This is a genomic window from Polaribacter sp. Q13, assembly GCF_016858305.2.
Classification (GTDB): Bacteria; Bacteroidota; Bacteroidia; order Flavobacteriales; family Flavobacteriaceae; genus Polaribacter.
The window spans coordinates 3,450,618-3,464,642 of record NZ_CP074436.1 but is presented as its reverse complement, the minus strand read 5'-3'; the positions used below and the strand labels follow the sequence as shown (position 1 = coordinate 3,464,642).

The following is a 14,025-nucleotide window of genomic DNA, read 5'->3' as shown; positions in this document are numbered from 1 at the left end:
TTAAACTACCTAAAAATAGATACTTAATGAGCCCTATATTTGTTTTGAATACATAGATTTAACTTGAAGGATGATTTACGGTATAAAGAAAATGCCTTGTACCTCTCACCACTCAACATGCTATGCATCGCAATGAATAGTGAAATTTAAAAATACATATAGGATATTATATTTGTTAGTTCTACTCTTTGTTAGATTATTTACTTGAAGCTTCTTAGAATAACTGAAGCCCATGTTAGGGATTGAAGCATTTGTTTGAGCTCTTTTTTATTTTTTATAAAAAAAGCGAGTGCGGAAAGCCCGACCGCGTCTTTTTTGGAGCGGGAACACCCAAAAAAAATAGATTCTTAATAAGTACATATATATATTGTGTGAAATATTGTTTTCTAATATCTTTGTATCCTCAAATATTATACATTAAATGATTAAAATAACTTTACCTGACGGAACTATTAAGGAGTTTGCTAAGAATAGCACTCCGATGGATGTTGCAAAAAGCATTAGTGAAGGGTTTGCTAGAAACGTAATATCTGCAAATTTTAACGACGTAACTGTTGAAACCACTACCCCATTAACCACGGATGGTTCTTTAATTTTATATACGTTTAATGATGCTGGTGGTAAGAAAGCTTTTTGGCACTCCTCTGCACACGTTTTAGCAGAAGCTATTTTAAGTTTTTACCCGAAAGCAAAGTTAACGATTGGTCCCGCTATTGATAATGGCTTTTATTATGATATTGATTTAGGTGAAGATGTTATTTCTGATAAAGACTTCCCTTCTATTGAAAAGAAGTTTTTAGAGATTGCACGTGGAAAACATGAGTTTTCTTTACGTTCTGTTTCTAAAGCAGACGCTTTGTCATTATATAAAGCAGAAAATAACGAATATAAAGTTGAGTTGATAGAAAACTTAACGGATGGAGAAATTACTTTTTGTGACCATAGTACTTTTACTGATTTATGTAGAGGAGGTCACATACCTAACACTGGGATTATAAAAGCTATTAAAATAATGAGCGTTGCTGGTGCTTATTGGCGCGGTGACGAAAAGAATAATCAGTTAACACGTGTTTATGGAATTAGTTTTCCGAAACAAAAAATGTTGACTGAATATTTAGCATTATTAGAAGAGGCTAAAAAACGTGACCACAGAAAATTAGGTAAAGAGTTAGAATTGTTTGCTTTTTCTCAGAAAGTAGGTGCTGGTTTGCCTTTATGGTTACCAAAAGGTACTGCTTTACGTAATCGTTTACAAGATTTCTTAAAAATTGCACAAAAGAAAGCTGGTTACGAAGAAGTAATGACTCCACATATTGGCCAAAAAGAACTATATGTTACATCTGGTCATTATGAAAAATATGGTGCAGATAGTTTTCAGCCAATAAAAACACCTAAAATGGATGAGGAGTTTTTATTGAAACCTATGAACTGCCCACATCATTGTGAAATTTATAACTTTAAACCTTATTCTTATAAAGATTTACCAAAACGTTTTGCTGAATTTGGAACGGTTTATAGATATGAACAAAGTGGTGAATTACATGGTTTAACTCGTGTTAGAGGTTTTACGCAAGATGATGCTCATATATTTTGTACACCAGAACAATTAGATCAGGAATTTAAAGACGTTATAGATTTAGTTTTATATGTATTTGGTTCTTTAGGTTTTGAAGATTTTACTGCTCAGGTTTCTATTAGAGATAAAAGTAACCCTGACAAATATATAGGAGATCCTGAAACTTGGGAAGTTGCTGAAAATGCAATTATAAGTGCAGCAACAGATAAAGGTTTAGATTTTGTGATTGAAGAAGGTGAAGCTGCCTTTTATGGTCCGAAATTAGACTTTATGGTTAAAGACGCAATAGGCAGAAGTTGGCAACTTGGAACCATACAAGTTGACTATAATCTACCAAAACGTTTCGATTTAACCTATAAAGGAGCAGATAATCAATTGCACAGACCTGTAATGATTCATAGAGCGCCATTTGGTTCTATGGAGCGTTTTATTGCGGTATTGCTAGAGCACACGGGAGGAAACTTCCCTCTTTGGTTAACTCCTGATCAGGTTATCTTATTGCCTATCAGTGATAAATATGAGAAATATTCAGAAAAAGTTTTAAAATCGTTAGAAAATTCCGAAATTCGCGCCCTGATAGATCACCGAAGTGAAAAAACGGGTAGAAAGATTAGAGACGCAGAAGTTAGCAAAGTACCATTTATGGTAATTGTTGGAGAAAAAGAAGAAGAAGAAGGAACCGTTTCTGTAAGAAAACATGGTGAAGGAGATCTCGGTACATTTACCATTGAAGAATTTATTTCTTTAATTAAAGCAGAAGAAAGTAAAACATTGAAGAAATTTTAATTAATTTTGAATTTCATCTAGAAAATAAAAAGGTTGGAAAACAACCATTAGTTAAACTTAAAATTTATAAGTCATAGCAATTCGTAGAAGCAGGTCAAGAAGACCGTTAAGAGTAATCAAAGAAGATCAACATAGAATTAATGAGAAAATAAGATATGTTGACGAAGTTCGTCTTGTGGGCGATAACATAGAAGTTGGTGTATATCCTTTAGATAAAGCTAAAGAATTAGCCAGAGAACAGGAATTAGATTTGGTTGAAATATCACCAAAAGCTAAACCTCCTGTTTGTAAAATTATTGATTACAAGAAATTCTTGTATGAGCAAAAAAAACGTGAAAAGGTTTTAAAATCGAAAGCTACAAAAGTGACGATTAAAGAAATACGTTTTGGACCTCAAACTGATGAGCATGATTATGAGTTTAAAAAGAAACATGCTCTTAAATTCTTACAAGAAGGTGCTAAGTTAAAAGCATTTGTATTCTTTAAAGGACGTTCTATTATATTTAAAGAACAAGGTCAAATTTTATTATTAAAATTAGCCCAAGAGTTAGAAGAATATGGTAAAGTAGAACAGTTACCAAAATTAGAAGGTAAACGTATGATTATGTTTATAGCTCCTAAAAAACTAAAATAAAAGAGTTTTTAAAGTTTAAAACTTCTTAGAGATTTTAAAGTTAGGTATTACTTAACTTTAAAACTTTATGAACTAATAACTTTAATACTAAAGATAATAAGCAAGTTAAAAACGAAGGAGAGATGCCTAAAATGAAAACAAAATCTAGCGCCAAAAAACGATTTAAAGTTACTGGTACTGGGAAAATCAAAAGAAAGCACGCGTTTAAAAGTCACATCTTAACAAAGAAGTCTAAAAAACGTAAATTAAAGTTAACTCATGATGGTTTAGTACATAAAGCAGATGAGTCTAACATTAAGCAAATGTTAAACTTAAAGTAAGTTTAACCAGGGAATTTAATTATTAACCATGGAGTTAGGCAAAACATAAAAAGTATTCTTAATTGAATCGCCTACTACAAAACACATTGAAATTATGCCAAGATCAGTAAATTCAGTAGCCTCAAGAAAAAGAAGAAAAAAAATCTTGAAGGCTGCAAAAGGTTACTTCGGACGTAGAAAAAACGTTTACACAGTAGCAAAAAATGCAGTTGAAAAAGGTATGCTTTATGCATACAGAGACCGTAAAAACAATAAGAGAAACTTCCGTTCTTTATGGATTGTGCGTATTAACGCTGCAGCTCGTTTACACGGAATGTCTTACTCTCAGTTTATGGGGAAAGTGAAAGCTAACCAAATTGAATTAAACCGTAAGGTTTTAGCCGATTTAGCTGTAAACAACCCAGACGCTTTTAAGGCAGTTGTAGAAAAAATAAAATAAATAATAATACTTGCTTATATTTAAAACCCAAACATAAAGTTTGGGTTTTTTTTTTATAAATTTACAGTTACATAAAAAACAACAATGAAATCACTTATAATTACCTTATTACTACTTACCGCAACTATTTCCTTTTCACAAGAAACAATTAATGAAGACTCTTCTCTTGATGGTCAATTTAACAGAATTAATAGAGTATCTACTAACTACCAATCTTATAAAGTAATTAGTAAAGACAAGTTTTTACAACTTAAACAAAACGTATTAGACTCTGTAAAATCATTAAAAAAGAAAATTTCTGAAAAAGAAAATTTACTAATTACAGAAAGAAATGGTATCAAAGAAACTAAAACACTTTTAGATAAGACCAAATTAGATTTAGATGCGGCTTTAATAAAAGAAAATTCTATTTCAGTTCTAGGCTTACAATTAAGTAAAACAACATACAACCTATTACTTTGGAGCCTTATAGTTATATTACTTTTAGCATTGTCCTATTTTATCTTTAAATTTTCTAAAAGTAATGTTCTAACAAAAGAAGCAAAGGATAATTTAGCTGATATTGAACAAGAGTTTGAAAAGCATAGAAAGAATACTTTAGAAAAAGAACAAAAACTTAGAAGACAACTACAGGATGAGATTAATAAACAGCGTAATAATTAGTTTTTAATCTATAATCCTTAAAATATTAAATTCATATTTTAAATTCTGATACTGATTTCATAGAAAGAATATTAAATAAAGGCTTAATATTATGATATTTTGTAGTATTTATGGCTTAAAAAAAATAACTACAATTATTTAGTTCATTAAATAGTATTTTGTTAACTTAGGAATTCAAAAAAAACCTAAACAAACTTAATTACTGAAATTTTATGAAAGCCCTTTTTTATACTCGAGAATTTCCTCCTTATGTATATGGTGGTGCTGGTGTTCATGTAGAATATCTTGCCGCAGAATTAGCAAAACTTATGCAGGTTGACGTAAGGTGTTTTGGAGACCAGAATGAAACCAACACCAACCCAACTGTAAAAGGTTTTCCATATGAGAACCCGATTTTCGACAATTCTGACGATAAACTTAAAGCCATATTTCAAACTTTAAGTACAGGTCTTCATATGAATGCTGAACCTATTGATGCAGATGTTATTCATTGCCATACTTGGTACTCTCACTTTGCTGGAATAGTTGCAAAACTTTGTTATGGAATTCCTTTAGTAATTACTACACACTCTTTAGAACCGTTAAGACCCTGGAAAAGGGAACAATTAGGGCGTGGTTATGATGCCTCTTCTTGGATAGAAAAAACAGCAATTGAAATGGCAGATGCTCTTATTGCCGTTTCTGAAGAAACCAAAGAAGATGTTTTAAAACATTTTAATGTAGACGAGAAAAAAATTAAAGTAATATATAACGGTATTAACTTACAGCAATATGTTACTACTTCAGAAACTGCTACGTTAGATGAATATGGTATTGATAAAAATAAACCTTATGTACTTTTTGTTGGTAGAATAACAAGACAAAAAGGAATTATACATTTAGTTAATGCTATAAAATATATAGATCCAGATACCCAGATAGTACTTTGTGCTGGTGCACCAGATACACCTGAAATAGGTGAAGAAATGAAAGCTGCCGTTAACGAAGTTAAAAAAACTCGTGAAAACGTAATCTGGATTGATAAGATGGTCACTAAAGAAGAAATTATTCAATTATACTCTCACGCCGATGTATTTTGTTGCCCATCTATTTACGAACCTTTTGGAATTATAAATATTGAGGCAATGGCTTGTGATACCGCTGTTGTTGCAAGTGCCGTTGGTGGTATTAAAGAAGTTGTTGTTCATGGAGAAACTGGCTTTCTAATCCCAGTAGAACAGCAAGACTCTGCACCTTTTGAACCTATTAATCCAGATAAATTTGCTAGAGATTTAGCCGATGGAATTAATACCGTAATTAACGATCCGGAGTTAAGAAAATCGATGGCTCAAAAAGGTAGAAAAAGAGTAGAAGAACATTTTGATTGGATATCTATAGCAAAGCAAGTAGAAGAATTATATAAATCACTAAAAAAATAAGGCAATGATAAACAATAAAGTACTCGGAATTATTTTAGGTGGAGGCCAGGGATCAAGATTATACCCTTTAACAAAAGATAGATCTAAACCTGCTGTACCAATTGCGGGTAAATATAGATTAGTAGATATTCCTATTTCTAACTGTATCAATTCTGATATAAAAAGAATGTATGTTTTAACGCAATTTAATTCTGCTTCTTTAAATGCCCATATAAAAAATACCTACCATTTTAGTTTTTTTAGTTCTGCTTTTGTAGATGTTTTGGCTGCTGAACAAACCATGAAAAGTGACAAATGGTTTCAAGGAACTGCTGATGCCGTAAGACAAAGTATGCAACATTTTTTAGCGAACGATTTTGAATACGCTTTAATTCTTTCTGGAGATCAACTATATCAGATGGATTTTAATGATATGATTCAAAAACACGAAGAAAGTGGTGCTGAAATATCTATTGCAACGTATCCCGTAAATGCTAAAGATGCAACTTCATTCGGTTTATTAAAAACTAATGAAGAAAATATAATTACTTCATTCATAGAAAAACCAGCAGCAGAGTTATTACCAAATTGGACTTCTGACGTAGGTAGTGAAATGAAAGCACAAAACAGAGATTATTTGGCTTCAATGGGAATCTATATTTTTAATAGAGATTTATTGATTAAATTAATGGAAAATCCAGATACCAATGATTTTGGAGGTGAAATTATACCACAAGCAATAGAAGAACATAAAACATTAAGTTATCAATATGATGGTTATTGGGAAGACATTGGTACTATAGACTCTTTCTTTGAAGCAAATTTAGGTTTAACAGATGATGTGCCTCAATTTAATTTATATGATGAAAAAGGTATTTATACTAGACCAAGAATTTTACCAACTTCTAAAATTTCTGGTTCTATTTTAAATAGAGCTGTCATTGGAGATGGATGCATTATTCATGCAGAAAAAGTAGAAAGATCTGTTATTGGTATTCGTTCTAGAATTGGTAAAAATTCTTTAATATCAAACACCTACATGATGGGTAATGATTCTTATGAAACTTTAGAAGAAATAGCAGAAAATAATATTGCTATTATGATGGGGATTGGAGAAAGATGTTACATACATAACTGCATTATAGATAAAAACTGTAGAATTGGTGATGATGTTAGAATTAATGGTGGCAAACATATAGAAAATGTAGAAACAGACACTTATATGGTTAAAGACGGAATTGTAGTAATTAAAAAAGATGCTACCATACCTAAGGGAACAAATATAGGATAGAATATTTTTTACTTTTTTATTATTTAAAATTAACCATATTAATGCAAAATCAAAGTAGAATTGTAGTAGAAAATATTGCTCCTCAAATAAACCAAGGAACAGTAAATATTAAACGAGTTGTAAATGAAATTGTAAATGTAACTGCAGACGTTTTAGTGGATGGTCATGATGTACTTCAGGCAAATTTATTATTTAAACATGAAAAAGATAGTAAATGGTCGGAAATTAGAATGACGCCAACCTTTAATGATGAATATACCGCTAGTTTTCAAACCACAAAACAAGGTTATTATTCATATAAAGTAGAAGGTTGGGTAGATTATGCATTAAATTGGCAACATGGTTTAGGAAGAAAAATTGATGATTGTCAGCATGTAAATTCAGAACTTTTAGAAGGAGCAGAACTTTTATTTACAATTATAGATACCGTTTCTCCTGAGGAAAAAGACTATTTACTACATTTAATATTCATATTTAAAAATAGTGAAACTTATACTGAAGCCATTAAACAAGCTGTTTCGGAGAGGTTAACATCTATTTTAAAAAAATATCCTGAGAAATCTTTAACTGAGACTTCTCCAGAATATAAAGTATACGTAGATAGAAAAAAAGCTCGTTTTAGTACTTGGTACGAATTTTTTCCACGTTCGGCTTCTGAACAAGAGGGCAAACACGGAACTTTTAATGACTGTCACAGAATATTACCTAGAGTTGCCCAAATGGGGTTTGACACATTATACTTTCCTCCTGTTCATCCTATTGGTGAAGTAAACAGAAAAGGAAAAAATAACACTACTGTAGCACAAGATGGAGATGTTGGGTCTACTTGGGGAATTGGTTCTAAATATGGAGGTCATAAAGATTTGCATCCAGAATTAGGTTCTTTAGACGATTTTAAAAATTTAGTAGCAAAAGCAAAAGAATTAGGCATTGAAGTTGCTATGGATTATGCTTTGCAAGCTGCACCAGATCATCCTTGGGTTACAGAACACCCAGATTGGTTTAAATGGAGACCAGATGGAACCGTGCAATATGCAGAAAATCCACCTAAAAAATACCAAGATATTCTTCCAATTTATTGGGAAAGTAAAGACTTTAAAAATCTTTGGCAAGAATGTTTAGACACCTTATTATATTGGATTGATTGTGGAATTAACGTATTTAGAGTTGATAACCCACATACAAAACCTTACTTCTTTTGGGGATGGATTATTGCAGAAGTTAAAAAACAGCATCCAGATGTTTTATTTTTAGCTGAAGCCTTTACCAGACCAAAAGTAATGCAACAATTAGCAAAACAAGGTTACACACAATCCTATACTTATTTTACTTGGAGAGATTCTAAACATGAATTGATTGAGTATATGAATGATTTAACAAAAACCGATCAAAAAGAGTATATGTACCCTAATTTCTGGCCAAACACACCAGATATTAATCCCTTTCACTTACAAGGTGCTCCAGAAAGCAAATACATACAACGTTATGCTTTAGCTGCTACTTTAAGTTCTAATATTGGAATTTACGGACCTGTTTTTGAACAAATGATAAGTGAGCCTATTCCTGGAAAGGAAGAATACTATATGTCAGAGAAATTTCAGCTTTGTCATTACGATTGGTTCAAAGAAAACAAAGTAACTACTTTAATTTCTAAAATAAATCATATTAGAAAAGAGCACGAATCTTATCAGCAAACAAATAATATTCAATTTTTAGAAACCGGTAATGATCAAATTATTGCTTTCTACAAATGGAATGATAATAGAACTAATGAAACCATAACAATTATAAGTTTAGATGCTTATAATTCACAATCCGGTTCGGTACAACTTCCGCTTCATGCCTTAAAAATTAATCATGGCCAGAAAATAGAAGTTGAAGATTTGGTAACAAGAAATTGCTACAATTGGTATAATGAATGGAATTATGTTGAGTTACATCCAACATTACCATTTCATATTTTTAAAATCAATAAGTAAGACTAAAAACCAAACAATAAACTAAAAAAATACATTAAAAAAGATAAACTTATGGCACAAACAAAAGTACACAGTCTTTTTACAGAATTTGATATTAGTCTTTTTCAGGCTGGTAAACATTATCGATTATACGAAAAATTTGGTTCTCACATTATCACTGTAGATGGTGTAGGAGGTACTTATTTTGCCGTTTGGGCACCAAGCGCAAAGTCCGTTGCTGTAATTGGAGATTTTAATTTCTGGCTAGAAGGAGAACATCACTTAAACGTACGTTGGGACGGTAGTGGTATTTGGGAAGGTTTTATTCCAAATATTGGTAAAGGAGCCGTTTATAAATATAAAATAAGAAGTAGTAATAATGATATCACTACAGAAAAAGCAGATCCTTTTGCAAGAAGATGTGAGCATCCACCAAAAACGGCTTCAGAAGTTTGGGAAGATGACTATTCTTGGAATGACGAAAAATGGATGAAAACTCGTAAGAAAAACAATGCATTAGATGCACCTTTTTCTGTGTATGAAGTTCATTTAGGTTCTTGGAAAAAGCAAATTGAAGAAGGTCGTTTTTTAAGTTACAGAGAGTTAGCTGATGATTTGGTTAATTATGTTGCAGAAATGAATTTTACGCATGTAGAATTTATGCCAATTATGGAATTTCCGTATGACCCAAGTTGGGGGTATCAATTAACAGGATATTTTGCTCCTACATCTCGTTTCGGTTATCCAGATGAATTTAAATATTTAGTGGATAAATTTCATGAAAAAGGAGTTGGTGTCTTACTAGATTGGGTTCCTTCCCACTTTCCATCAGACGATCATGGATTAGGCTACTTTGATGGGTCTCATTTATATGAGCATCCAGATAGACGAAAAGGATATCACCAAGATTGGAAAAGTTTAATTTTTAACTATGGTAGAAACGAAGTAAAAGCATTTTTAATTAGTAATGCAATCTTTTGGCTAGACCAATATCATGCAGACGGATTAAGAGTAGATGCCGTTGCTTCTATGTTATTCTTAGATTATTCTAGAGAAGAAGGAGAATGGGAACCAAATGAGTTTGGCGGAAGAGAAAACTTAGATGCAATTAACTTCATTAAAGAAATGAATACGGCTGTTTATGAAGCTTTCCCTGATGTGCAAACTATTGCAGAAGAATCTACTTCGTTTCCAAAAGTATCTAAACCAATCTATGATGGCGGCTTAGGTTTTGGAATGAAATGGATGATGGGTTGGATGCATGATACCTTAGATTATTTTGCAAAAGAGCCTATTTATAGAAAACATCATCAAAACGATTTAACATTCAGTTTAAATTATGCCTTTACAGAAAACTTTATGCTACCTCTTTCTCATGATGAAGTGGTATATGGTAAAAAAGCAATTGTAGATAAAATGCCTGGTGATGAATGGCAAAAATTTGCAAATTTAAGAACGCTATATAGTTTAATGTTTACGCACCCTGGAACAAAATTATTATTTCAAGGAGCTGAATTTGGACAAACAAGCGAATGGGATTTTGACGGAAGTTTAGATTGGCATTTATTAGATTATAAAGTACACAAAGGAGCACAGAATTTAGTAAAAGACCTAAACAAATTTTACAAAAAAGAACCTGCTTTACATGAAAAACAATTTTCTCATGAAGGTTTTGAATGGATAGATCATGGAGACCACGAAAACTCTGTATTATCTTATATTAGAAAAGGGGAAAATGAAAAAGACAATATTATTGTAATCTTAAACTTAACCCCTATTCCTAGAGAAGGCTACAGAATAGGTTTACCAAAAGCAGGATCCTTAAAAGAGGTTTTTAATAGTGATGCTGCTAAATATAATGGAACGGGTAACTTTAAGAACACAAAATTAACTTCAGAGAAGAAAGTATGGAATAATAGAAAGAATTCTATTGAATTAGATTTACCTCCTTTGGGTATGATTGCTTACAAGTACAAATAAAATTATATTACAAATCCTCTTTTTTTATCAATCTAGTATTCTGATAAAAAAAGAGGTTTATTTTTTTAAACTTCACAATAAAAGACTTCATATTTAAGACTTTAAGAAAAGTATACACAAATTAAAAAAGAAAATGTATTCTAATTATTTTTAAATAAATAAGCAATATTTTTACAACTAAATTAAACGAATACGTAATAGTATAAAAACAATCTTAAACAAGACTGTTTTACAAACTTTTACGACTTTTGCAAGTCAAAATAAACAACCAAGATTATGATTGTTAATACCGAGTTAGAACAAAAAGGAAACTTATTTCCTTCAGAAATAATAAGCTACAAGAAAGATGTAGATACATTATATTTTACAACATCCAACAACGTAATTTTACAACTTACTGTTGTAAGAGATAGTGTTATAAGATTTAGATACACTACAACTGGTAAATTTGAAAATGATTTTTCTTATGGAGTTACTATTCATGCTTCTAGAGGATATTACTTTCTAGATGTTACAGAAGACGAAACTCATTATATAGTTACCACTTCAAAATTAATCTGTAGAGTAGAAAAAAGTAGTTTACAAGTTAAACTTTATGATGCCCTAGACTTAAAACTAATTAATGAAGATGAAATTGGTTTTCATTGGGAAGAAAGCTATGAATATGGTGGAGACATCGTAAAAATGAGTAAAACTTGCCAGAGAGCAGAAAGTTTTTATGGGTTAGGAGACAAACCCGTAGATGTAAACTTAAAAGGTAAACGTTTTGAAAACTTTGCTACAGATTCGTACGCTTTTGGTAAGGATACAGACCCTATTTACAAAGCAATACCATTTTACACCGCTATACAAGGAGGTAAATCTTACGGTATTTTCTTTGACAATACTTTTAAATCTCATTTTGATTTTGCACATGAAAGAAGAAATGTAGCCAGTTTTTGGGCACAAGGAGGCGAAATGAATTACTATTTTATCTACGGTCCTCAAATGGAAGATGTAGTTAAAAATTATACAGATTTAACAGGAAAACCTCATGCGTTACCTCCATTATGGGCTTTAGGTTTTCATCAATGTAAATGGAGTTATTTTCCAGAAAGTACCGTAAAAGAAGTTACCAATACTTTTAGAGATTTAAAAATACCTTGCGATGCTATTTATTTAGACATTGATTATATGGATGGTTTCCGCTGTTTTACTTGGGATAAAAACTATTTCCCAGATCCTAAAAGGATGGTAAGAGAATTAGAAGAAGATGGTTTTAAAACCGTAGTAATTATCGATCCTGGAATTAAAATAGATTTAGAATACGATGTTTTTAAAGAAGCATTAGATAAAGATTATTTCTGTAAACGTGCCGATGGACCTTATATGAAAGGTAAAGTATGGCCTGGTGAGTGTTATTTTCCAGATTACACAAACCCAGAAGTTAGAGAGTGGTGGTCTGGTTTATTCCAAGAATTAATAGAAGATATTGGTGTAAAAGGTGTTTGGAATGATATGAATGAACCTGCCGTGATGGATGTTCCTAACAAATCTTTTCCAGATGATGTTCGTCATGATTTTGATGGAAACCCTTGTTCTCATAGAAAGGCACATAATATTTACGGAACTCAAATGGCACGTGCAACGTATCATGGTTTAAAGAAATATGCATATCCAAAAAGACCTTTTGTTATTACAAGATCTGCATATTCTGGTGCACAAAGATATACCTCTACCTGGATGGGAGATAATGTTGCTACATGGGAGCACTTAGCAATTGCCAATAATCAAGCACAAAGAATGGCCATGTCTGGTTTCTCTTTTGCTGGTTCTGACATTGGTGGGTTTGCAGAGCAACCACAAGGAGAATTATTTGCTCGTTGGATTCAATTAGGAATATTTCATGCTTTTTGTAGAGTACATTCTTCCGGAGATCATGGAGATCAAGAACCTTGGGTTTTTGGTGATGAAATTACAGATATCGTAAGAAAATTCGTTGAACTTAGATACCAATTATTACCTTATTTATATACTACTTTTTGGAATTATATAAATGACGGAACACCTATCTTAAAATCTTTAGTTCTATACGATCAAGAAGATACAGCTACACACCACAGAAGTGATGAATTTGTATATGGAGAACAAATTTTAGTTTGTCCAATACAAGAACCAAATGCTAAAGGAAGAAGAATGTATGTTCCTAGAGGTAACTGGTATAATTTCTGGACAGATGAACTTGTACAAGGAGGAAAAGAAATGTGGGTAGATGCAGACATAGACAGCATGCCTATCTTTATAAAAGAAGGAGCAGTAATCCCTAAATATCCTGTACAACAATATGTTGATGAAAAAGAATTTGATGAAATTACTTTAGACCTATATTATAAAGAAGGTAAAGAGTCTTCAAAATTATACGATGATGCTCATGATGGGTATGACTATAAAAAAGGAAGATTTAGTTTACGTACTTTTAAGGTAACAGGTAAAAAAGAAGAATTAATTATACAACAACACAAACGTGGAGACTTTAACGCAGGTTACACTAAATTTAATATTGTTTTTCATAATTTACCTTTCGAAATCACCTCTGTACAAATAGATAATGTACCGGTAACTTTAGATAACGTTACACTTGGAGATACTCAATCTATACTTATGGATAAAGAATTTACTGAGTTACATATATTAGGTAAATAAAAAATTGTTCTAACTGTTTTCAGTGAGTAATATCACTGAAAACAGTGAACTAAAAAACCCCATAAATGGGTATTGTGAGGTTTGTATTACTAACTTACATTTGTAACGTAAGTAATCTTTCCCCCAAACAAAACATACATTGTTTAAGATTTCTTAAATAATTATTCAAAACTAAAAGCGATTAAAGTTTAACTTTAATCGCTTTTTATTGTTATAAATATTATTAAAAAAAACCTCAAAACATAGTTTTGAGGTTTTACGTTTAACGCAACTCTATAAAATAGATCCTTTAGAACAAA

The 14,025-nt window shown here is 31.4% G+C and carries 10 protein-coding genes; all 10 read left to right on the top strand.

The features are described 5' to 3' along the window. The first annotated feature begins 421 nt into the window (after positions 1–421). The 10 genes from thrS (at position 422) to JOP69_RS14600 (ending at position 13,726) form a co-directional block, all read left to right on the top strand. The gene (gene thrS, locus JOP69_RS14645; protein ID WP_203394901.1) at positions 422–2,362 is read left to right on the top strand and encodes a threonine--tRNA ligase; all 1,941 of its coding nucleotides are present in this window, start codon (positions 422–424) and stop codon (positions 2,360–2,362) included. 115 nt (positions 2,363–2,477) lie between these two features. Further along, complete coding sequence (gene infC, locus JOP69_RS14640; RefSeq protein WP_165733851.1) at positions 2,478–2,996, top strand: translation initiation factor IF-3; 519 nt, start codon at positions 2,478–2,480, stop codon at positions 2,994–2,996. Positions 2,997–3,118: 122 nt separating this feature from the next. Further along, positions 3,119–3,316, top strand: coding sequence for a 50S ribosomal protein L35 (rpmI, locus tag JOP69_RS14635; protein WP_105050637.1), 198 nt, complete (start codon positions 3,119–3,121; stop codon positions 3,314–3,316). Between the two features lie 94 nt (positions 3,317–3,410). After that, positions 3,411–3,755 carry a 50S ribosomal protein L20 gene (gene rplT / locus JOP69_RS14630; RefSeq protein WP_068450935.1) on the top strand — a complete coding sequence of 115 codons (345 nt, stop codon included), beginning with the start codon at positions 3,411–3,413 and terminating at the stop codon, positions 3,753–3,755. Positions 3,756–3,839: 84 nt separating this feature from the next. After that, complete coding sequence (locus JOP69_RS14625; protein ID WP_203394902.1) at positions 3,840–4,418, top strand: hypothetical protein; 579 nt, start codon at positions 3,840–3,842, stop codon at positions 4,416–4,418. Positions 4,419–4,630: 212 nt separating this feature from the next. After that, on the top strand, positions 4,631–5,836 hold the full coding sequence (gene glgA / locus JOP69_RS14620; RefSeq protein WP_203394903.1) for a glycogen synthase: 1,206 nt from the start codon (positions 4,631–4,633) through the stop codon (positions 5,834–5,836). Between the two features lie 4 nt (positions 5,837–5,840). Further along, positions 5,841–7,106, top strand: a complete 1,266-nt coding sequence (locus tag JOP69_RS14615; protein WP_203394904.1) for a glucose-1-phosphate adenylyltransferase — start codon at positions 5,841–5,843, stop codon at positions 7,104–7,106. Between the two features lie 41 nt (positions 7,107–7,147). After that, positions 7,148–9,085 carry an alpha-1,4-glucan--maltose-1-phosphate maltosyltransferase gene (locus JOP69_RS14610; RefSeq protein ID WP_203394905.1) on the top strand — a complete coding sequence of 646 codons (1,938 nt, stop codon included), beginning with the start codon at positions 7,148–7,150 and terminating at the stop codon, positions 9,083–9,085. A 51-nt stretch (positions 9,086–9,136) separates the two neighbouring features. Beyond that, positions 9,137–11,044, top strand: a complete 1,908-nt coding sequence (gene glgB / locus JOP69_RS14605) for a 1,4-alpha-glucan branching protein GlgB (RefSeq protein ID WP_203394906.1) — start codon at positions 9,137–9,139, stop codon at positions 11,042–11,044. A 276-nt stretch (positions 11,045–11,320) separates the two neighbouring features. Then, entirely contained in the window at positions 11,321–13,726 is a 2,406-nt protein-coding gene (locus tag JOP69_RS14600; protein WP_203394907.1) for a glycoside hydrolase family 31 protein, read from the top strand. Positions 13,727–14,025: the final 299 nt, after the last annotated feature.

Coding starts and splice junctions, on each gene's coding strand:
- glgB (WP_203394906.1), top strand. CDS start 9,137: ATGGCACAAACAAAAGTACACAGTCTTTTTACAGAATTTGATATTAGT.
- rplT (WP_068450935.1), top strand. CDS start 3,411: ATGCCAAGATCAGTAAATTCAGTAGCCTCAAGAAAAAGAAGAAAAAAA.
- thrS (WP_203394901.1), top strand. CDS start 422: ATGATTAAAATAACTTTACCTGACGGAACTATTAAGGAGTTTGCTAAG.
- JOP69_RS14600 (WP_203394907.1), top strand. CDS start 11,321: ATGATTGTTAATACCGAGTTAGAACAAAAAGGAAACTTATTTCCTTCA.
- JOP69_RS14615 (WP_203394904.1), top strand. CDS start 5,841: ATGATAAACAATAAAGTACTCGGAATTATTTTAGGTGGAGGCCAGGGA.
- JOP69_RS14625 (WP_203394902.1), top strand. CDS start 3,840: ATGAAATCACTTATAATTACCTTATTACTACTTACCGCAACTATTTCC.
- glgA (WP_203394903.1), top strand. CDS start 4,631: ATGAAAGCCCTTTTTTATACTCGAGAATTTCCTCCTTATGTATATGGT.
- rpmI (WP_105050637.1), top strand. CDS start 3,119: ATGCCTAAAATGAAAACAAAATCTAGCGCCAAAAAACGATTTAAAGTT.
- JOP69_RS14610 (WP_203394905.1), top strand. CDS start 7,148: ATGCAAAATCAAAGTAGAATTGTAGTAGAAAATATTGCTCCTCAAATA.